The 21,085-nt window shown below is 36.5% G+C and carries 20 protein-coding genes; 17 read left to right on the top strand and 3 right to left on the bottom strand.

Going from position 1 to position 21,085, the window contains the following annotated elements; translation table 11 throughout:
• The first annotated feature begins 6 nt into the window (after window positions 1–6).
• Entirely contained in the window at window positions 7–498 is a 492-nt protein-coding gene (locus tag LW137_RS00785; RefSeq protein WP_233032526.1) for an HIT family protein, read from the top strand.
• Window positions 499–508: 10 nt separating this feature from the next.
• The gene (locus tag LW137_RS00780; protein ID WP_233032525.1) at window positions 509–1,351 is read left to right on the top strand and encodes an ankyrin repeat domain-containing protein; all 843 of its coding nucleotides are present in this window, start codon (window positions 509–511) and stop codon (window positions 1,349–1,351) included.
• Here the strand turns inward: LW137_RS00780 and xseA are convergent.
• On the bottom strand, window positions 1,337–2,575 hold the full coding sequence (xseA, locus tag LW137_RS00775) for an exodeoxyribonuclease VII large subunit (protein WP_233032524.1): 1,239 nt from the start codon (window positions 2,573–2,575) through the stop codon (window positions 1,337–1,339). The two genes, LW137_RS00780 and xseA, sit on opposite strands and share 15 nt — an antisense overlap.
• 93 nt (window positions 2,576–2,668) lie before the next feature.
• Here xseA and LW137_RS00770 point away from each other — a divergent pair, with 93 nt between their 5' ends.
• From LW137_RS00770 to LW137_RS00735, 8 genes are read left to right on the top strand one after another with little or no spacing between them, the layout of a single operon-like run.
• Entirely contained in the window at window positions 2,669–5,599 is a 2,931-nt protein-coding gene (locus LW137_RS00770; protein WP_233032523.1) for a restriction endonuclease, read from the top strand.
• The gene (locus tag LW137_RS00765) at window positions 5,596–7,446 is read left to right on the top strand and encodes a site-specific DNA-methyltransferase (protein WP_233032522.1); all 1,851 of its coding nucleotides are present in this window, start codon (window positions 5,596–5,598) and stop codon (window positions 7,444–7,446) included. Before LW137_RS00770 ends, LW137_RS00765 begins: the two co-directional genes overlap by 4 nt.
• Window positions 7,433–8,611: a three-Cys-motif partner protein TcmP gene (gene tcmP / locus LW137_RS00760; protein WP_233032521.1), complete on the top strand. Its 1,179-nt coding sequence runs from the start codon at window positions 7,433–7,435 to the stop codon at window positions 8,609–8,611. The genes LW137_RS00765 and tcmP overlap by 14 nt, the downstream gene beginning before the upstream one ends.
• A complete protein-coding gene (locus tag LW137_RS00755) occupies window positions 8,592–9,338 on the top strand; it encodes a phage Gp37/Gp68 family protein (RefSeq protein WP_233032520.1) in 747 nt (248 codons plus the stop codon). The genes tcmP and LW137_RS00755 overlap by 20 nt, the downstream gene beginning before the upstream one ends.
• Window positions 9,338–10,231 carry a biotin synthase gene (locus tag LW137_RS00750; RefSeq protein WP_233032519.1) on the top strand — a complete coding sequence of 298 codons (894 nt, stop codon included), beginning with the start codon at window positions 9,338–9,340 and terminating at the stop codon, window positions 10,229–10,231. Before LW137_RS00755 ends, LW137_RS00750 begins: the two co-directional genes overlap by 1 nt.
• A 34-nt stretch (window positions 10,232–10,265) precedes the next feature.
• The gene (locus tag LW137_RS00745; protein WP_233032518.1) at window positions 10,266–11,057 is read left to right on the top strand and encodes a YihY family inner membrane protein; all 792 of its coding nucleotides are present in this window, start codon (window positions 10,266–10,268) and stop codon (window positions 11,055–11,057) included.
• A gap of 52 nt (window positions 11,058–11,109) precedes the next feature.
• Window positions 11,110–13,008 (top strand): transketolase, encoded by a 1,899-nt coding sequence (tkt, locus tag LW137_RS00740; RefSeq protein ID WP_233032517.1) that lies wholly within the window; start codon window positions 11,110–11,112, stop codon window positions 13,006–13,008.
• A complete protein-coding gene (locus LW137_RS00735; protein ID WP_233032516.1) occupies window positions 13,005–15,185 on the top strand; it encodes a PD-(D/E)XK nuclease family protein in 2,181 nt (726 codons plus the stop codon). Before tkt ends, LW137_RS00735 begins: the two co-directional genes overlap by 4 nt.
• A 13-nt stretch (window positions 15,186–15,198) precedes the next feature.
• Here LW137_RS00735 and LW137_RS00730 read toward each other — a convergent pair whose 3' ends face one another.
• Both LW137_RS00730 and ribE read right to left on the bottom strand, forming a co-directional pair.
• A complete protein-coding gene (locus LW137_RS00730) occupies window positions 15,199–15,462 on the bottom strand; it encodes an EscU/YscU/HrcU family type III secretion system export apparatus switch protein (RefSeq protein WP_233032515.1) in 264 nt (87 codons plus the stop codon).
• Window positions 15,459–16,070 carry a riboflavin synthase gene (gene ribE, locus LW137_RS00725; RefSeq protein ID WP_233032514.1) on the bottom strand — a complete coding sequence of 204 codons (612 nt, stop codon included), beginning with the start codon at window positions 16,068–16,070 and terminating at the stop codon, window positions 15,459–15,461. Before ribE ends, LW137_RS00730 begins: the two co-directional genes overlap by 4 nt.
• 78 nt (window positions 16,071–16,148) lie before the next feature.
• On the opposite strand from ribE, the gene LW137_RS00720 reads away from it, so the two are divergent.
• The 7 genes from LW137_RS00720 to yihA are packed head-to-tail and all read left to right on the top strand — an operon-like array spanning window position 16,149 to window position 21,077.
• Window positions 16,149–16,910, top strand: a complete 762-nt coding sequence (locus LW137_RS00720) for a TatD family hydrolase (protein WP_233032513.1) — start codon at window positions 16,149–16,151, stop codon at window positions 16,908–16,910.
• Between the two features lie 45 nt (window positions 16,911–16,955).
• Complete coding sequence (locus tag LW137_RS00715) at window positions 16,956–18,077, top strand: lytic transglycosylase domain-containing protein (RefSeq protein ID WP_233032512.1); 1,122 nt, start codon at window positions 16,956–16,958, stop codon at window positions 18,075–18,077.
• Window positions 18,074–18,979: a septal ring lytic transglycosylase RlpA family protein gene (locus LW137_RS00710; RefSeq protein ID WP_233032511.1), complete on the top strand. Its 906-nt coding sequence runs from the start codon at window positions 18,074–18,076 to the stop codon at window positions 18,977–18,979. The genes LW137_RS00715 and LW137_RS00710 overlap by 4 nt, the downstream gene beginning before the upstream one ends.
• Window positions 18,976–19,470, top strand: coding sequence for a KdsC family phosphatase (locus tag LW137_RS00705; protein WP_233032510.1), 495 nt, complete (start codon window positions 18,976–18,978; stop codon window positions 19,468–19,470). Before LW137_RS00710 ends, LW137_RS00705 begins: the two co-directional genes overlap by 4 nt.
• Entirely contained in the window at window positions 19,454–20,017 is a 564-nt protein-coding gene (locus LW137_RS00700; protein ID WP_233032509.1) for a hypothetical protein, read from the top strand. Before LW137_RS00705 ends, LW137_RS00700 begins: the two co-directional genes overlap by 17 nt.
• Entirely contained in the window at window positions 19,999–20,472 is a 474-nt protein-coding gene (gene lptA / locus LW137_RS00695) for a lipopolysaccharide transport periplasmic protein LptA (RefSeq protein WP_233032508.1), read from the top strand. Before LW137_RS00700 ends, lptA begins: the two co-directional genes overlap by 19 nt.
• Window positions 20,469–21,077, top strand: a complete 609-nt coding sequence (yihA, locus tag LW137_RS00690; RefSeq protein ID WP_233032507.1) for a ribosome biogenesis GTP-binding protein YihA/YsxC — start codon at window positions 20,469–20,471, stop codon at window positions 21,075–21,077. The genes lptA and yihA overlap by 4 nt, the downstream gene beginning before the upstream one ends.
• The last annotated feature ends 8 nt before the right edge of the window (window positions 21,078–21,085 follow it).

Raw genomic sequence — 21,085 nt, 5'->3', positions numbered from 1 at the left:
TGAGAAATGGAAATCCTATATGCCCCAACAAGAGGTGAATATCTCAAGAATGGAGCTAGAGAGCAATGTGTTTTTTGTGCGATTTCACAAGATGCTCAAAATGATGAAAAGCATTATGTGTTTTATCGTGATGAGATTTGCTTTGGAGTGATGAATCTGTATCCATACTCTCCTGGGCATTTGATGTTTATCCCTCATCTTCATTTAGATTCTCCGCATTTATTGGAAGAAGCGCAATGGAATCATCTTTCAAAATTGGTGCGACAATCTTGTGAGATGCTATATGCATTTGGTGCTCGCGGGATCAATACGGGGATCAATATCAAAAGTGCAGGTGGAGCAGGTATCCCCGAGCATCTTCATTGGCATCTTGTGCCAAGATTTGAGCGTGATACGAATTTTATGACTACAATAGCCCAAACAAGAATCTATGGGTGTCAATTTGATGAAATTTTTACAAAGATTCAAGATTTATCTAAAGTGTTCTTGAAATCATAAGGAGGAAGAGATGAGACGCATTGTGTTTTTGTGTTGTGTGACATTGGGACTATTGATGGCAAATCGCTGGGATGCTTATTTGTTCAGCGATGACTATACGACTGTAAGACAGGGAATCAAGCTAGGAGGAGATCTCAATTCACGCTGGAGGGGAATGACTCCTCTTTATAATGCCTGTCGTAGTGGATGGGGAGATATTGTGGAGCTTATGATTAGCCGTGGTGCTGATATCAATGCAAAGAGTTATGGAGAAACAGCATTGTTAAAAGTTACAGGAAGAAAGGTCAATGATGTGACATTGGCCAAGATTCTTCTTGGTAATGGCGCAAAGGTCAATGTGCAAGATTCTCAAGGCAATACTCCTTTGTATCATGCGATTATGAATAAAAATGGCAAGATGATTAAGCTTTTGCTTGATAATGGTGCAGATATGTATATCAAAAATAAAAGAGGGGATAGTCCTGCAAGATTTATTCTTTCCAAAAAGTCAATGCCCTCTGTGAGTTTTGAAAAAGAAGATTTGATGCTATCGGCTCAATCTTTTTTGCTTGGGCGTAGTGCAGTCACAATCGGTGTTGTCAATAAAACTGCTCAATTTATGAAAGTTTCTCAAATTGCAGTTTATTTTAATGGAAAGCTTGTAGGGGAGTTGCAAGTCAATCAAAATATTGCTCCAAGGGCGACAGTGCCAAATGTTGGAGTGATTAAGCTTCCTACAAGCATCTATCAGAGTTTCAAAATTAGTGAAGAGGGACGCTCTGATGTGAAATATGGGTTGGCTATCGAATATAGCTTAGATGGATCTTCAAAAAGCTTTGAAGATTCTAAAAATGTCGAATTAGTCCTTTGGTAGTCTTTGGGCCTTGATGGTGATTTTTGGGCTTGTAAGCTCAAAAATCTCTTCTTCTTGTATTTCTTCCAAATTAAACACTTTTCCATTTTTTGTAATTTGAGCATAGCCATTTTTGCATTTTTGTGATGGGTTGTGTAGAGCAAGAGAGTGCTGGAGAGAATCAAGCGTTTTTTCAAAATGCTGGAAGAGTTGAAAAGAGTGAAATTGTGAGATGAGCATATGGGATTCTTGTGTTTTGTTTTTTAAGATAGTCTGGATTTTGAGCTGAAGCATTTGTTTGATTTGATGGCATTCTTTTTCTTGAAGTTGGATTTTATAAGAATGGTTGGCAAATTTATATTGATCTTGAAGGGATGAGAGAAGAAGGGATTTGTGCCCCAAAATTTTCCTAAAAGCTTGGCTAAATTTTTCTCTTAATTCTTCAAGGGCATAGAGCCATTGCACTTGATCTGGGAGTAAAAGCTCCATAGCTCCACTTGGAGTTGGAGCTCGACAATCCGCTACAAAATCGCTAATAAGCACATCGCTTTCATGCCCAATAGCAGAAATAATGGGGGTTTTGGCATGATAAATGGCATCTGCCACCATTTCTTCATTGAATGCCCAAAGATCTTCTTGGCTTCCCCCTCCACGAGCCAATACAATACAATCAATGCCCTCTAGAGAATCGGCCAAGGCGATATTTTGAGCGATAGAGAGTTTTGCTCCTTCTCCTTGCACTAGAGTGTTGATGATGATAAATTCTGTCAATCTCCAGCGTTTGTTTGCAATTTTGAGCATATCTTGCAAGGCTGCTCCTGTAGCAGAAGTAATGAGTGCAACTTTTTTGGGAAAAGGGGGGAGGGGTTTTTTGTTTTGAAAATAGCCTTGAGAGTGGAGTTTTTGCTTGAGATTTTCATAGGCAAGTGCGAGATTTCCGATTTTTGAGGAAAGGATTTGCTTGCAGAGAATTTGATAATTCCCCCTTGGAGGATAGACACTAAGTCCTCCTATCACTTCGACATGAAGGCCTTCTTTGAGCTCAAGTTTGAGGTGTTGGGCATTGCCCCTAAAGAGGACGCAAGCAATAGAGCTTTGAGAATCTTTGAGACTAAAATAAATGTGACCACTTGAATGGATAGTGAGATTGCTGATCTCACCCTCAACAAATACGGACAAAAAGGTTTCTTCCAAGATGGATTTGATTTGTGCATTGAGCTCAAAAACACTAAGAGGCTTTTGCATAATGATCCTTGAGATATAGATAATTTTAAAAAATGCAAATATATCAAGATAACAAAAGATACAATGCGATTTAATTTTCAAGTAGGATCTTCAATGATTTTTGAAACGCAACAATATCAGCAAGATTGTATTAATAATATCATTGCACTTCTAAAAAACTTTGACTTTGATACGCATAGCGTTCAAAGTTTACAGGAGTGTTTTAAGGCTTTTTATACGCAAAACCCTCAGCCTATCCAAACTCTTGGTGAGAGAAAAAATATTGATGTTTTGATGGAAACAGGGACGGGCAAAACTTTTACCTATCTCAATACGATTTTTGAACTCCACAAGCATTATTTTCAAAACAAATTTATTATTTTTGTCCCGCGTAAGGCCATTGCCGAATCTGTTAAGCAAAATATTAATCTTACAAAAGAGTATTTTTATACTCAATATTCCAAGCATCTCAAAGCTTATTATTATAATGATGAGAAATCCTTGAGTCAAATCATCAATGGCTATATCAAAAATGAAGATGAGCTCTCTGTATTGATTCTCACGAATAGTTCAATTGATAAAGGGGGCGAGGAGAAAAAAGGCAAGCCAAATCTTTTGCGACGTCAAAATGAAAAACTTTTTAACAATAAGACAATATTGGACAATATTATTGATCTTAAACCTATTTGCTTTATCGATGAGCCTCATTTGCTTAAAGGTGAGGAGTTTGATAAGGTATTTCAAAGTTTTCAAACGCTTTATTTTCGCTTTGGTGCAACATTCCCCACAGAAGAACCCCACAATCTAAGCAATCTTGTTTATTGTCTTGATAGTATTAGTGCTTTTAGAGAATACCTTGTCAAACAAATCAATGTTCATACTCTCTATGAAAATACACTCACTCCTAAACTTATTTCAAGCCACCCCAAAGAAAAATATGCGACCTTTTCTTATGTGCTTGAGAATATTGCGCGCAAGGCAAGTGTATTTTTTGGGGAGGATATTGGAGAGAAATTGCATTATCCACAATGGAAGGGTAAAGAAATCCTAAGAGGCAAAGCAAATTCTATCATTCTAAGTAATAGTGAAGAAGTCCATAAACTCTCTACTTCTTATGAGCTAGATGATTCTCAACTATCAAATCTCATTGCCAAAGCTATAGATTTGCATTTTGAAAAAGAAGAAAAACTTTTTAAAAAAGGAATAAAAGCACTTTGTTTGTTCTTTATCCCTCATATTGATGATTTTAGAGGAGAAATTCCAAGAATTAAAACTATCTTTGAAAAACTCTATATTCAAAAACGAGAACAAATTCTTGCAAACCCCAACCTCTCAGAAGACTACAAATCCTATCTAGCCCAAGACTTCAACGACAAAGGAGAACTCTGCGTAGCAGAAGGATATTTTAGTGGAGATAAAGGGACAAAAGATGATAAAGAAGCTGAAGGAGTAAAACTTATTCTAGAAGAAAAAGAAAAGCTTCTATCTATCAAAACCCCTCTAAAATTCATTTTTAGCGTTTGGGCTTTGCAAGAAGGATGGGATAACCCCAATATTTTTACTCTTGTTAAACTTGCAAGCTCTGCCACTTCTACAAGTCGTCATCAGCAAATTGGAAGAGGGCTGAGATTAGCTGTCAATCAAGAGGGAAAACGAATCACCTACACTTATTGCAATGGAGATGACAATCTCTTCTATGATATCAATGCACTTGATGTACTTATCAGCGGTGAAGAAGGATTGTTCATCGAAGAGCTACAAAAGGAGATTGAAGATACAAGCTTTGTTTTCAATCACAAAACCCTCCACAAAAACATTCTTTGCTCTCAACTTTATTTCACCCCCGATGAAGCCGAAGACTTTATCTATCATCTAAGAAAAAGAAGCAAGGCAATTGAGGCAACCACAAGAGAATTTTATAAGTGCATAAAACCAATCCACGAAATCCTTAGAGATGAAAAAGAAGACTTTTTAGAAATTCTAAGAGAGGAAAGCTATTTAAGAGCCCTAGATTTCTTTAAACCCTCCTCCAACAAACGCAACCAAACCAATGATGCCAATAGAAAAAAGCTCACAGCAGGGATAAAAAAAGAACTTGCAGAAGAATTTTTTACTCTATGGAAAAGTATCAATCAAAAAGCACAAATCATCTACAAAGATATTCAAACTAAGGAGCTTATGGATAATATCAGTAGGGCTTTCAATTCCCTCTCTATTCTCCCAGAAACTACCATCCTTATTTCCAAGACTTATAATTCCCAAACCAGTAAAATCGAAAATACTAAAGAAGAAGTGCTATCTACCAAGCTTTACACAGATAAGTCATTGTTGATGAATAACTTCATTGAGTTTGCTAAGAGCGAGAAACTCCCTCTTAGCTTTTTGCTTCAAGTCTATCAAGTCCTTGATAAAAACAAATTCTTTATAAACCCTAAGCAATCTTTCCAAGAACTCAAAACCATCATCCAAGATGAAATCCACTCCAGCATTATTCAAAGTATCTCTTATGATTTCATTCAAACTCAAATTAGCAGTGAAGATTTGCTCTATGATTTACAAGGTAAGCCAAAAGAGAGTATCCTTTGTGAAAAGCTAGGACGTCATATTGATGAAAAGAGTGAGCCACAAGAGCACTATCTCTATGATAAGGTCGTTTATGATAGTCAAATTGAGCTTACGGCCATCACCCAAGATCCTAAACATATCAACGACCTCACAATTCAAGTCTATGCCAAACTCCCCAAATTCTCTATCCCTACGCCTTACAAAAACTATGAGCCAGACTTTGCCTACCTCATCAACACTCAAGATAATCAAAAAATTTTCCTTGTTTGTGAAACAAAAGGCTATGAAAGCGAGAGGGATATCCCACCCACAGAACAAAAAAAGATCGACTATGCAAAGAAGTTTTTCCAAAAACTTCAAGAGCATTTGGGTGAGAGTGTGAAGATCTGCTTCAAAACACGCATCAATAGACAAGATCTTATAAATTTGCTTCAAAATATCACAATCCAAGGAGAACAAATGAAAGGAGAGAATAAATGATCGATAAAAAAGAAGCCCAAAAAAAAGGACTAAATATCATCGATAGCACGAAAGAAAATAATCCCTTGAAATCCATACTAGAAAAACACTTCCCTGACACTCTCAGCGAGGGGCAAGTCAATCTCAAAGCTCTTGCTATGCTTTTGGGACTTGATTCTCACTCCAACACTCAAGGCTATGAGCTCACTTTCACAGGCAAAGGCTTAGCCAATACTCTCTACACCACACCAGTAGAATATGAGCTAAGCGAAGAAGTAGAGAGAAGCAAAGAAAGAGAATCTACAGAGAACTCAATCATCATCGGTGATAATCTTGATGTGCTAAAAATCCTCAAATCTGCCTACTATGAAAAGATCAAAATGATCTATATCGACCCACCCTATAACACCAAAAACGAAAATTTCATCTATCCCGATGATTTTAGAAAAGACTACAAAAAAATCTTGCGTGAAGTGGGATTACTTGAGATTGATGAAGAAGGCAATGAAATAGAGAGCAAAACACTTCAGACTTTTAGAAATATCACGGGTTCAAGAAGTCATAGTGGATGGCTTAGCTTTATGCTCCCACGCCTCAAACTTGCTAGGGATTTGCTCCGTGAGGATGGAGTAATATTTGTCTCTATTGATGAGAACGAACAAGCCAATCTTAAGATTCTGTGTGATGAGATTTTTGGAGAAGAGAATTTTGTAGCACAAGTTGCCTGGCAAAACCTTGATACAATCAAAAACGATTCTAAATATTTTTCAACAAATCACGAAAATATTTTAGTGTATGCAAAAAACATTCTTCTAGTAGAAATCCATGGAATCAAAAAAACAGAAAAGCAAAGAGCATACTATAAGAACTATGATAGTGACGATCGAGGAGATTATTTATTGACACCACTCCACGCGAAAAGTGGAACTGAAAAATCAATCTATCAATACACATTTGGCAATGGGCAAATTTGGACTCCACCAAGTGGAACTTATCCCAGATATTCAAAAGAGCATCTCAAAGAATTAGAAAATGACAATAGAATTTTTCTAGATCCTGAAGGCAAAAAAGCTCCGCAAAGAAAAACTTTTTGGAGTGAAACAGGTGATCGAATGCCCCCAGTATCATTTTGGAAATATGAAGATTTCGGAAGTACTCGTCAATCAAATCAAGAATTGTCCAACATATTAACCAAAGGGATTTTTCAAAATCCAAAACCTGTAAAATTAGTTTATAAAATCTTAGAAATGGTCTCAAAACAGGATGACATTATCCTTGACTTCTTTGCAGGGAGTGGGACAACAGCACAAGCAGTAATGGAGCTCAATGCAGAAGATGGAGGGAATCGTAAATTTATCCTAGTCCAACTTCCCGAAGAGATCAAAGAAGATAAAAACAAAACAGCCTATAATTTTGTGAGAAACAAGCTAGGTAGAAGTGAACCAAAGATTAGCGACATTACGATTGAGAGAGTAAATCGTGCAGGAGATAAGCTAAGGGATGAAAGTGGTGAGGAATTTAGCGTAGATATAGGCTATCATGTGTATTCTCTAAGAGAAAAAGCAAAGCTAAGTGATAAGGGAAGTATCATCCCCCATAGTGCCAACATCACTCCTTCTGATATTGCTAGGAATCTTGCACTCTTTGCAGGCAAGCCTTTACATATCCCACTAGAAGAGCTTGTCAAAGATAAGCTTTTTGCATGTGAAGATATCCTCTGTGTGGTGGGGATTGATAAAGAAGTAGAATTAAAGATTTTAGAAGATAAAAACAAAGCTATTTTCATCGATGGCTATGGCACTTACACTTTGGAATCCTTCCTCAACCTCAACATCCCCAGTGATGAGCGTGTAAATGTCGTGTATTGATGATAAAAAATACAAAAGCAAAAAAGAAGCAACACAAAAAAATGTATTGCATCATTCAAAGGCAAAGCTTGATTTTTATAAGAATTATCTAAGGCTTTATCTAAAAATCCTTTCTCAAACACAATATTGCGATGAGATTATTATATTTGATGTTTGCTGTGGTATGGGGATTTATGACAATGGAGAAAAGGGGAGTGCTATTCTCTCTTATGACATTGCTTATAAATTAGTAGAAGAAAAAGATAAGCAGATTAGTTTTTATTTTAATGATAAACAACAAAAGAATATTGACAGAATAAAAACCTATATAGACAAAAAAGAGAAAAACCAAAAAATCAAGGTTAATTATTATTCAATAGATTATGTAGAGATGTTTGAAGAGATACTTCAAATACTAAAAACAAAACAAAATCGATACAAGACTATGATTTTTATTGACCCTTATGGATATAAGAATATCAACAAAAATGTTATAGATAGACTTATGGAAGGAAATAAAAATGAAATAGTATTATTTTTACCAATCGCTCAAATGTATCGTTTCTCAAAAGCAAAGGAAAAGACTTCAGAAGATGATAGGTTGTTGTGTGAATCTTTGGAAGATTTCCTTTGTAGCTTCTTTTCAAACAAAGAACACCCCATCAGATCGGGAGAGTGTAAAAATCAAATTGAATTTATCACACACATCAAAGAAGCAATGAGAGATGAAAATACTTATAGCTGTAGCTACCACATTGAAGCCGAAAAGAAACAGTATTATGCATTATTTTATCTCACAAAACATATTTATGGACTTGAGAAAGCTGTGGAAATCAAATGGAAATTAGACAAGGATTTGGGACAAGGGTATAACAAGGAAAACCGAAATCTTTTTTTTGATTTAGAGATTGAGGAAAAAAAGGAACAATTTTTTTCAAACTTTAAAAAAAATCTGTCTGAGTTCCTCAAGACCTATCGGAACAATAATGACATTTTTAAATTTTCTCTTACGCAAGAAGTTAAACTCTCTGAATGTGGAAAAATTCTGCAAGAATGGTATGAAGAAGGAAGATTAGATTTTATCTCTGATAAACGCAAGAAAAAAACAACCTTTTATCTAGGTTACAACTATTATAAAGAAGGACAGATTCTCTACAAGGTTCGCTATGAAGAAAACAAAAATTGAATGGACTGAAAGCGTTTGGAATCCCACAATTGGATGCAACAAAGTAAGCAATGGTTGTAAGAATTGCTATGCCGAAGTAATGGCAAAACGCTTGCAAGCGATGGGAAATCCTGACTATAAAAATGGTTTTGCTTTCACGATGCTTCCGCATCGACTAGATGAACCAAAAAAGAATAAAAAGCCAACTTTGTATTTTGTTAATTCTATGAGTGATTTATTTCATGAAAAAATGGATATTGCTTTTTTAGATCAAGTGATGCAGGTCATTACAGATACCCCTCAACATCAATACCAAATTCTCACCAAACGCCCAAAAAGAATGAGAGAATATTTTCTCTCTCATCCTATCCCTCAAAATGCTTGGCTTGGAACAACAGTAGAATCAAGCAAGGTAAAACATAGAATCAAAGAAATTACAGATTTACCTGCAAAAGTCAAATGGCTTTCTTGTGAACCACTTCTTGATGATTTGGGGAATTTGGATTTAGATGGGATTGATTGGGTAATTGTAGGGGGAGAGAGCGGAAACAATGCAAGAGCAATGCAAGAGCAATGGGTTTTAAATATCCAAAAACAATGTCAAGATCAAAAAGTCGCTTTCTTCTTCAAACAATGGGGGGCTTATGGAAGTGATGGAAAAAGAAGAAGCAAGAAAGAAAATGGATCTTTGTTTCAAGGCAAGGAAATGAAAGAATATCCTAAAGATTTTAAGAGGAGAGGTTTGTGATGAAAAAAGAAGTTTTTTTGTGTTCAATTAGCAATGTCAGTAGTGGAGGGTGCAGTGAGGATTGTGCTTATTGCACGCAAAGTGCACATTATGAGACGAATGTTCAGCGCTATAAATATAAAAATCCTCAAGATGTGATTGCTGAGGCAAGAGAGCTCAAAAAGTATGGAATGGTGGGGTTTTGTCTTGTTACCTCTGGAAGGGGCTTAGATTCTAAAAAATGTGAATATGTCGCCTCTTTGGCCCAAGCGATCAAAAAAGAGATTGAAGATATTCATCTAATAGCTTGCTGTGGGAGAGCAGATGAAGAATCTTTGAAGCATATCAAGGCTCATGGAATCGATACTTATAATCACAATCTTGAAAGTGCGCAGAGTTTTTTTAGCTCTATCTGCACGACGCATACTTGGGAAGAGCGGTTTGAGACTTGTGAAAATGCTCTTAGGGCAGGGCTTGGACTTTGTAGCGGGGGGATTTTTGGGCTTGGAGAAGAATGGAAGCATCGAATCGAGCTTTTGAAAGCTTTGCGTTCTCTTTCTCCGCATTCTGTGCCGATCAATTTTTTCATCCCTCATCCCGCACTACCTCTTAAGCGTGAAGTTTTATCCAAAGAAGAAGCACTTGAGTGTATTGTATTGACCAAGGAATATCTTCCCAATTCACGCTTAATGATTGCAGGAGGAAGGGAGCGTGTTTTTGGTTTGGATCAAAAAAAGATGTTTGATTATGGAATCAATGCAATTGTTTTGGGAAATTATCTTACAACGCTTGGAGAAACACCACAAAAAGATTTAGAAATGTTAGAAAAGTATGATTTGCAAATTATGGATATCAAAAAGAGTTTAGCGCTTTTGTCTCATCAGGGACTTGGCATTGCCAAAGAATGTAGGTAAATCATATGAGACAAAGTAGCAACAGGCCTCATCAATGTTAAAACGCTTATATTGTAAAGCCAAGGCTCTTTATAGTTTTTTGACCCATGAGGATGAGCTCTTTGTCTATGCTGCATCACTGAGTTTTTATACTGTTTTTGCTTTTATTCCTTTGCTTTTGATTGTGCTGTCAATTCTCTTACTTTTGCCCAATTTTCAAAATACTTTTTTAGAAATCAAAGACTTTGTGCTCTCAAATGTTCTTCCCACTCATTCAGAGATTGTTGCTCGCTTTTTAGATCCGCTTTTGATTCAAAGCTCCAAAATGGGAATCTTGGGATTTATTTATATTCTTTTTACCTCAATTCTCTTTTTCCGAAACTATGAATATATCACTTCCAAAGTCTTTGGTAGTTCTCCTCGGACTTTTTTTGATTCTTTAAGTTTGTATTGGATGATTGTGTCTCTGTTCCCTCTGCTTTTTGGTGTTTTGTTTTATTTTGTTTTTCAATTTAGAAAGATTTGGGAATCTTATATCTTTCTTCCCTACCTATTGCAACTAGCCCCGATTATGGTGGGATGGATGATGTTTTTATTTCTTTTTAAAATTTCAGCCAATAAAAAACTCAATCCTCAAGCTTTGTTTTTTGCAACTTTTTTGACATCTTTGGGTTGGAATATTGCTAAATGGAGTTTTGTTTATTATGTGGCACACAATCGATCTTATGAAACAATTTATGGATCTGTGTCGTTTGTTTTGTTTGGAATGCTTTGGATTTATGTTTCGTGGTTGATTGTTTTGTTTGGAATGCGAGTTTGCGAAGGAATTCATCGCAAGAAAAGTTGAGTTTTCCAAAGAGACAATGTAGAATCCAAATCCTAGAAAACAAGGAGAAAAAATGCAAAAAGAGATAATGTCAAATACGCTTAAAATTTTATGCGCAGATATGGTGCAGAAGGCAAATAGCGGTCATCCAGGTGCTCCTATGGGATTATCAGATATTGCCGTTGTGCTTTCACATCATCTTCATCTTAACCCTCAAGATTCTTCGTGGCTCAATCGTGATCGACTTGTGTTTAGTGGGGGACACTGTTCAGCGTTAGTGTATAGCTTGCTTCATTTATGGGGATTTGATGTGAGTCTTGAGGATCTTAAGCAGTTTAGACAATTGGGCAGCAAAACCCCAGGGCATCCAGAGTTTGGGCATACGCATGGGGTTGAGATTACAACAGGTCCATTGGGGCAGGGTGTGGCAAATGCAGTGGGCTTTGCAATGGCTAGCAAATATGCACAAAGAATCTTGGGAGAAAATGTCATTTCTCATTTTGTATATTGTTTGTGTGGGGATGGGGATTTGGAAGAGGGGATTAGCTATGAGGCTTGCTCTCTTGCAGGCCATCATCAGCTTTCAAATTTAATTTTGATTTATGATAGTAATAAAATCACAATTGAGGGCGGGACTGAGATTGCTTTGAGTGAAAACATCGCTAGGCGTTTTGAAGCTCAAGGATTTGATGTTTTTGAGTGTGATGGGCATAATTTTGATTCGATTGATTTGGCAATCAAAAGCGCCAAAGAGAGTTGCAAGCCTGCTTTGATTATCGCACATACAGTCATTGGGAAAAATGCAGTGGGAGTAGAGGGAAGTCATAAAACTCATGGAGCACCCTTAGGTGCAGAAGTTGTGGCTGCTTCTAAAGAATTTATGGGCTTTGAGAAAGATCAAGCTTTTGTGATTGCTCAAGAAGTCAAAAGTGCATTTGAAGCAAGCATTGCCAAGGGAATGAGTGAATGTGAAAAGTGGAAAAAATCTCTTAGCCAAGAGGTTCAAAGCAAGATTGCAGAGTTGCAAAATCCAGATTTTTCTCAAGTGCAATATCCTGCATTTAAGCAAGGAGATAAAGTTGCCACACGCGTAAGCAATGGAGAGATCCTTAATGCAATTGCAAGAAGTTATTCTGGACTGGTTGGCGGAAGTGCAGATTTGGGGCCTTCAAACAATACGCTTTTAAAAAATGAAGGAGATTTCCCTAAGGGAAGAAATTTACACTTTGGTGTTAGAGAGCATGCAATGGGTGCCATCTGCAATGGAATAGCAAATTATGGACTTTTCTTGCCTTATTGTGCGACATTTTTTGTTTTTAGTGATTATATGGCTCCAAGTGTAAGGGTTGCTTCTATTATGAAAACACAGGTGATGTATGTTTGGACGCATGATAGTATCGGTGTGGGAGAAGATGGGGCAACACATCAGCCAATCGAGCAACTCTCTCATTTTAGAGCAATGCCCAATCTTTTGGTATTTCGTCCTGCTGATGCAAATGAAAATATTGCTTGCATGCAGGTTGCCTTAGAGATGAAAGCTCCAAGTGCTTTTGTGCTAAGTCGGCAAAATCTTGAAGTTTTATCACCTGTTTCTAAAGATCAAGTGCAAAAGGGAGCTTATGTGATTTTGGAATCTGAAAATCCTGATGTTATTCTCTTGGCTACAGGTTCAGAGGTAAATCTAGCACTCAAGGGAGCTGAAATGCTAAAAAATCAGGGAAAATCTGTGAGAGTGGTTAGTATGCCGTGTATGGAATTGTTTTCTCAGCAAGATCAAGCATATCAAGACTCGATTCTTAGTAATCGCAATAAAACGATCGCAATTGAAGCTTCAAGGGGAATGGAGTGGTATCGATACGCAAAGGTTGTGATTGGAATGGATAGCTTTGGGGCTTCGGGCAAGGGTGATGATCTTTTTGTATTTTTTAAGATTAGTGTTGAAGAGATCGTGAAAAAGGCTCAAGAGATTTGAAGCGAGAAACTTTATATGTCTTTTCAAGTTCTAGAGCTCTAGAAAATTTTGCTTTTCAACAAGAGGGGGGATTTGTCCCTCCAAGTTTGACACTTGAGGGATTTTTTTCACAATGTATCTTGAGTGCCAATGGAAGTAGAGCTTCAATGGTTGTGCAAAAATTTCTTTTGATGCAGGTCTTAAGAAATTTTGATTTTGAAAGCAGGGAGAGGGCATTTTTGTTTTTTGAATCCAATTTCTTGGGTTTTTTAGAAACTTCTCCTTTTTTGCTTGCGTTGTTTAAAGAAATGTTTGCTAGCAAGGTGGAATTAGGACAAATCAAGCAGAGTGATATTTATGGAGAATATGAAGATCATTTGGGTGTGATTGAGCGGATCTATCACTCTTATCAAGAGAAACTGCGCGATTGTGGTTTATATGATTTTCCTAGAGAATATGAGATTTTTTGGGATTACTTAAAATGTTTTAATGAAATCAGGCTTTTTGTTGATGGATTTTTGTCGCATTTTGAGTGGGATGTTTTGCTTCAAATTGCACAAAAGATTCCCATTGTCTTGCAGGTTAATATTGACACTTTTAATCTTTCTCATTTTGCTTTTATTGATTCTGATTTTCTTCCTCATCATTCCTATTTGATTGCTCTTGCAGATCAAAAGATATTGGAAGTATCTCCCCATCCTCTTTCTACAAGTATTTCTCTCACCTCTTGTCAGACGCGCATTGATGAGTGCAGTGTTGTGATTGACAAGATTCAGCAGTGGCTCAAAGAGGGGGTAGATCCCCAAAAGATTGCTGTTGTTCTGCCTAAAGAGGATTTTGCAGAGTTTTTGCAGGCGTGTGATGAGGGAAAAAATTTTAACTATGCAATGGGAAAAGACTTAGATGGTGGGATATTTGAAAAAATTGAAAAACTTTTTACAGATGAGCATCAGACGATACTAGAGATTTTTGGATACATCAAGCAAACCATTAAAGAGTCTTATTTGACACATCGCACGCAAATGAAGCTATTGGAGATTTTGGCAACATTTGAGCACAATCTTGCATTTTTGGAAGGTTTGGAGAAGAGGGAAATTTTGCAACTTTTCCTTTCAGAAGCAAAAGAGATCAAAGAAGATGATCGTCATGGTGGAAAAGTAAGAGTAATGGGGATGTTGGAAACAAGGGGGGTGGAATTTGAAAAAGTTTTAATCGTAGATTTTAATCAAGATAATATTCCCTTGCTTTCATATCAAGATATGTTTTTGAATACTCAAGTGCGTCAGAATGTTGGAATGCCAACAATCAAAGATAAGCAAAATCTTCAAAAGCATTATTATTTAGAATTGTTTAAGCATTCAAAAGAAGTTGAAATTGTGTTTCTAGAAAATAAGCTCTCTCCATTTTTGCAAGAAATCGGTTTGGAATACAAGATCCATCACAACCATCGCACACTCTTTCCTCAAGCAAAAGAAATCAACTATCTAGAAGATGAAATTAAGGCAAAAATAGATCGTGATTTTATTTTTTCAAGCTCAAGTTTAAAAATTTTTCAAGAATGCAAAAGGAAATTTTATTTTCAATATCTTATGAAGCTTAAGTCAGAAGAGCAAAGCGATGCGATGAGTATAGGGCGTGAGATTCATTATCTGTTGTATGAGACCTATAAAGAAGCACAAGATTTAAGAGAAGTAAAATCTATTTTTGAACGAAAAATATTTGATGCGCAAGAAAAAGCTGATCGTGCAAAAATAAAAATGCAACTAGCTCTCATTGCAAGGCAAATGCAAAAATTTTGGAAATATGAGTTGCAAAACTTGCCCGATGAGATTTTGTTTTTAGAGCATCAATTTAATTTTGAGTGGAGGGGAAATTGTTTTGGTGGGAGAATTGATCGTGTAGATCAAAAGGATTGCATAATTCGTGTGATTGATTATAAGCTCTCAGATAGACAGAAAAAAGATCATCTGCAAGGCACTCTTTATTTTCTTTATTTGCAAAATTTATTTTCTCATTTAGATATTGAAGTTCATCTTTCTTATTTGCAGAGTGGAGAAATGTTTAAAATTGATGTGAAGCGTGGAGAAGATGAGCTTGAGAGTTTGATGGAGGAAATTAGGAAGGAAGAAAAGTTTGAGAAAGTGACTTCCTATTCCCTTTGTAGAGCGTGTCCTTATAAGATTCTTTGCAATCGATAAATATAAGTGCTAATTATTGGCTCAATTGAGCATTTTCTTCGCATCTTTTGAGCCATATAAATACTTCAACCAAAGCCATATAGAGCTCTTGGGGAATCTCTTCATTGGCTTGCAGATGAATAATTGAATCAACCAATTCTTTATTTTGAAAAAGAGGAACATTCCATTCTTTGGCTTTGGCAATGATTTTTTGAGCAATCTCTCCCTTTCCGCTAGCTATGACTTTTGGAGCACGATCTTGGTAGGCCTTGTAGGCAAGGGCAACAGCTTTTTTCATGAGTAGCTCAAAACAGCCATATCAAATTCCTCCCATTTGCTCACTTTGTGTCGTTTCAAAATATGCGCCACACTTCGCACGAGCATATCTGTCTCAATATTAACTCTTCTGCCTATTTGATAGCTCCCAAAAAGAGTATTTTGAAGAGTGTGGGGGATGAGTGTGAGATGCAAAAGATGATCATAACAATCAGAGATAGTGAGGCTGATTCCATCAATAGCAACAGAGCCCTTAGGAATCAAAAGATGAGCGATATTAGAGGGGATTTGGATTAAAAAATCACTTTGATTGTGATGGTGTGTGATGTTGATAATTTCTCCAATTCCATCAATATGGCCCTGAACAAAATGCCCATCAAAGCGATCTTTGATCTGCAGTGCTGGTTCGATATGTGCTCTGTCTTTTAGATTTTCACAAGCGACATTTGCCTGTGTGTGTTGAGTGAGCTCTAAGATAAATCCATCGCTTTTGTTTTCAATGACAGTGAGACACATTCCATTGACTGCGATACTGTCTCCAATTGAAGGTTTAAGTGTACTTTGGATATAGAGTTTGTCATTTTTGAATTGTTTGATAGGTGCGATTTCTCGAACAAGACCGCTAAACATTCTCTTCCTTTGGCGTGGTTTTTAACTGTAAAATATTACAGTTAAATTGATGAAAGCTTTGTGAGATTGGGAGAAAAAATGGTTGATACACATTGTCATCTAGATAGCGAAGTATTTGCAACAGATTTGGATTTGGTTTTAAGTGAAGCGCAGGCAGTTGGTGTTGATCATTTTATTATTCCAGGTGCGGATCCTCAAGATGGCTCTAGAGCAATTGAGCTTGCACAGCGATACCAAAATGTATTTTTTGCAAGTGGGGTGCATCCTTATCATTTGGATACTTTTGATTTAGATAGTCTTTTTGCAAATCAGAATCATCCAAAATGTGTAGCAATTGGGGAGTGTGGATTGGATTATTTTAGGCTTCCAATTGAGGGTATAGAGGAATACAAAAAAAGACAAAGAGAATGCTTTGTGATGCAAATTGAGCTTGCTATTAAAGTCGATAAGCCTTTGATTTTGCATGTAAGGGAAGCAAGTGCTGAAGTTTTTGAGATTCTTAAGCAATATCCAAATGCAAGAGGAGTATTTCACTGCTTTAATGCAGATAAGATTTTGCTTGAATTAAGCGATCGTTTTTATTATGGAATCGGGGGTGTTTTAACTTTTAAAAATGCAAAAAGATTGGTGGAAGTTTTGCCTTTAATTCCTCAAGATAGGATTTTATTAGAAACAGATGCACCTTATCTTACTCCTCATCCTTTTAGAGGTGAAAGAAATGAGCCTAAATACATTCCTTTGATTGTGTCAAAAATGTCTGAGATATTAGGGATTCCTGTAGAAAAAATACAAAAACTTTGCAATCAAAATACACAGGAACTCTTTAATTTATTTTTGTAGAATGGCAGATTTTGTTTTGAAGTGATTTGCTTATTAGGATTTGATTTGAAAAAATTTTTGATCTCTTTTGGAACGACGACTTTATTGACTTTTGGTGCGATTGATTATGAGGGAAAGGTGGATTTTAAGATGCCTCAGGTCCGCTCAAGTGGAGGAATTTTGCATTCTTTTGATTTGGATGTTAGTTTTCTTCCAGCCCTCAACCAAGCCAATATGACTTATGAAAGAAGCGTTCAGGCTAGATGGGAATATTTTGTTGAACGCTTTGATCAAGGCTATGAAATTATTCCTACTTTGCGCCTTATGATGGTGGAGGCAGAGATTCCTCAAGAGTTTTTGTTTCTAGCTATGGCAGAGTCTGAATTTTCAATGCGTGCTTATAGTCCCAAAAAGGCAAGTGGCATTTGGCAATTAATGCCAAAAACAGCTCGAGAATTGGGGCTTAAAATCAATGAATATATTGATGAAAGGCGCGATCCTATCAAAAGCACAAAAGCTGCGATTCGTTATCTCAAATATCTTAAAAGTGCTACAGGAGAGTGGTATCTAGCAGCGATGGCCTATAATTGTGGAATCGGAAGGCTTCAAAAGGCAATCAAAAAAGCAGGGACAAAAGACATACAAACACTCATTGATCCAGATATGGCTTATCTTCCTAAAGAGACGCGACACTATATTCGTATGATACTGGGGATGAGCTTAGCTTTTAATAATGCTGATGTTTTAAAAAATGAAAATCGAGAGTATTTTCTCAATCGAGGAGCGACAAGCACAATCATTGGAGTGGAAGTAGATGCAGGAACACCTTTGTTTGAGGTGGCAAAGTCAATTGATTTATCCTTAGATGAATTAAAAAAATATAACAAACACTTTAAATATAATTTTTTACCTCCCGGTAAGGGAAAATATACTGTTTATGTTCCATACAACAAACTCTCAGCTTTTAAACAAAACTTTCAACCTGTCAAAAATCAAAATGCAATGTATGTTCTCCATCGTGTCAAAAAAGGTGAGACGCTCTATAGTATTGCCAAAAAATATAAAACAAGTATTGCTGAACTTCAAAATGTCAATGAGGTGAAAAGTAGCCATCTTTCAATCAAGCAATCTTTGATTATTCCAATCCTAAAAGAGCAATATAACAAGAGAGTTGCACAAAAACAATGAATCTATTTTATTTTTTGATTGTCTTTGTTGTGCTTGCAGGGTGTTCGAGTAACAGTGCTTATCGTGGAGGAATAGGGGCATTTAGTGATTATGAGGATTTGCATTTGTATCGTAAGGGCACTCCTTTAGATCCTGAGTATGGGGTGGAAGATGGAAGAGTTTCATCGATTTTGGGCAGTGTTGATGTAAGGGGGATGAGGGAATCAAAAGCCATTCAGAGAGCTACGATGCGTCCTTATAAAATTGATGGCAAATGGTACTATCCTCAAAGAGTTAGTTTGGGGGAACGATTTGATGGGATTGCGAGCTGGTATGGTCCAGATTTTCATGCCAAAAAAACATCTAATGGAGAAATCTACAATATGCATGCCCATACTGCAGCAAGTAAGATTCTCCCAATGAATACTGTTGTGCGGGTACATAATAAAGAGAATGGAAAAACAACAATTGTAAGAATCAATGATCGAGGTCCATTTGTTGAGGGAAGAATTATTGATCTTTCTAATGCTGCTGCGCGTGAAATTGATATGGTGAAAAAGGGAACTGCGCGAGTGATGATTGAAGTGATTGGATTTAAGGGGGTAATTGGGAGCGGGATGAGCAAACCTCAAGAAATGACTGGAGATCTTCAAAAAGAATTTAAGGTTGGACAAACTCAAGAGAGTGTAGAGGGAGGAATATTTGCTTTGCAAGTGGGAGCCTTTAGAAGAAAAGAGGGTGCAGAAGAGCTTAAGCAAAAATTTGATCAATTGAAAAATTACCAAACCATCATTCAAACTCAAGAACTTGATGATGGCAGTATTTATCGTGTCATGATTCAGGGATTTAGAAGTGAAGATGAGGCAAATGACTTTTTGACACGACACCCCAATATCAAAGGAAGAGTGATTATTAGAGAATGATACGATTGTTATTATTAGATGTAGATGGAACATTGACAGATGGAAGAGTTTATTATTTAGATTCTGGAGAAGAAATCAAAGCTTTTCATATCAAAGATGGACTTGCTTTGAGGGTGTGGAAGCAAATGGGAAGGAAAAGCGCAATCATTACAGGTAGGACTTCATCTATTGTGGAACGCAGGGCAAAAGAGTTGGGGATTGATTTTGTTTTTATGGGGGTAAAGCAAAAAGGAGAAATTGTTCAACGCTTACAAGAAGAGCTTCAATGCAGTAAAGATGAAATTGCAAGCATTGGGGATGACTTAAATGATTTATCGATGTTTGCACAAAGCGGAATGAGTTTTTGTCCTAGTGATGGAGCAAGACAAATCTTGGATAAGGTGGATTGTGTCCTAGATTCAAAGGGGGGAAATGGGGCGGTAAGAGAGATGATTGAGATAATTTTAAAAAGAGAAAATCTAGAGGATCAATGGTTTGAATTCTTTTGCTAGGGTGTATGCTTTTTTTCTTGGAATTTTATTTTTTTCCATTGTTTTTATTTTATTCCCTCCGGAGGGGAAGCAAGAGCGACAAAGAAATAATGAAGAAGTCGCTACGCTTGAAGTCAATGACTTTACCCTCTTTAGTGTTGCAAATAATCTACCAGAAGCCAAAGTGATTGGAAAAAAGGGATTGCAGTTTGAGGATCGTGAAGAATTTTGGGACTTTTCTTTGACAAATTATAATCCTGAGATTGGCGGACTCAAGTCTCTGAAAGCACGTGAAAATGAAGAGACATTTTATGTTTTTCATGGAATTAAAAAAAATGACCGCTATTTATTTGATGGAGGGATAAAATATTCCAATCTTGATGGTGTAGAATTTGAGGCGCAAAAAGGGGTTTTTTATCTTAAAAATAGAATTTTCCAAACAGAAGGAGAATTTTGGATGAAAACACAGGAGGGGGAGTTTGCCGGAAATGATTTGTTTTATGATGCAAAGAAGCAAATAATGAGAGCTAATCTTCCTAGAGGAAAAATATGGTTCGAGGAGCAATAATTTTTATATGCCTCACTGTTTTGGGTGTTGCAGAAACGGTTGAAGTCAGTGCAAATCATATTATGTCTGATCAATTAAAGGGACAGACGATTATGCGTGGAAATGTTGTGATTGAAAAACAGGGAGATATCTTATATGCAAATGAAGTGATTGTCAAAACAGATCACAATAAAAAACCTTCTAACTACCAAGCTAAGGGAAATGTGAGATTTCGTGTAAAGACAAATGATGGTCGTATTATGCAAGGCAATGCAAATCAGATTATTTATGATGCCATTCAAGAAGAATACCGCTTGATAGGGAAAGCATATGTGCAAGAACAAGGCAAAAAAAATTCAATCAAAGGGGAAGTTATTGTTCTTAATCGCAGAAGCGGATCTGCAAGTGTTGAGGGAGATAAGAAAAAGCCGGCAAAAATTATTTTTACACTTGAGCAAAATAAGGATCAATCATGATAAAAGATGCGAGTTTTTTGACTTCAGCTTCGCATTTTTCGCAGTGCCCAGAACCTCAGAGCGTTGAAATTGCTTGTTTGGGAAGAAGCAATGTGGGAAAATCAAGTTTTATTAATTGGTTTTTAAGAAAGCAGGGACTTGCCAAAAGCTCTTCCACTCCAGGAAAGACAAGATTGATTAATTTTTATCAAGCTTCTTTTTGTGGAGATGAGGCGCCTATTATGTTTAGAATCATTGATTTGCCTGGTTTTGGATATGCAAAAGTTTCAAAAGAGCAAAAAAGAATTTGGGAGAAAAATCTTCTTGAGTTTTTGGAAAAACGTAGGAGTATTAAGTTGTTTTTGCATCTAATCGATTCGCGTCATCCAAACCTTCCGATTGATCAAGAAGTTCAGCAATTTTTAAAGACATTATGCAAGGGAGATCAAAAATTTTTAAAGCTTTATACAAAAGCTGATAAGCTCAAGAATCAAGAAAAAATGGCTTTTATTGCAAAAAAAGAAAATCTAATTTCAACATTTGCCAATGAAAGTAAAATAACACCCTTAAATTTTTTGCAAGAGCAAATTATCAAAATAGCACTAGGACAGAAAAGTGAAATATGAAAAACCCA

This window comes from Helicobacter kayseriensis (assembly GCF_021300655.1).
Classification (GTDB): Bacteria; Campylobacterota; Campylobacteria; order Campylobacterales; family Helicobacteraceae; genus Helicobacter_G; species Helicobacter_G kayseriensis.
This window is presented reverse-complemented; position numbering and strand designations above follow the sequence as displayed.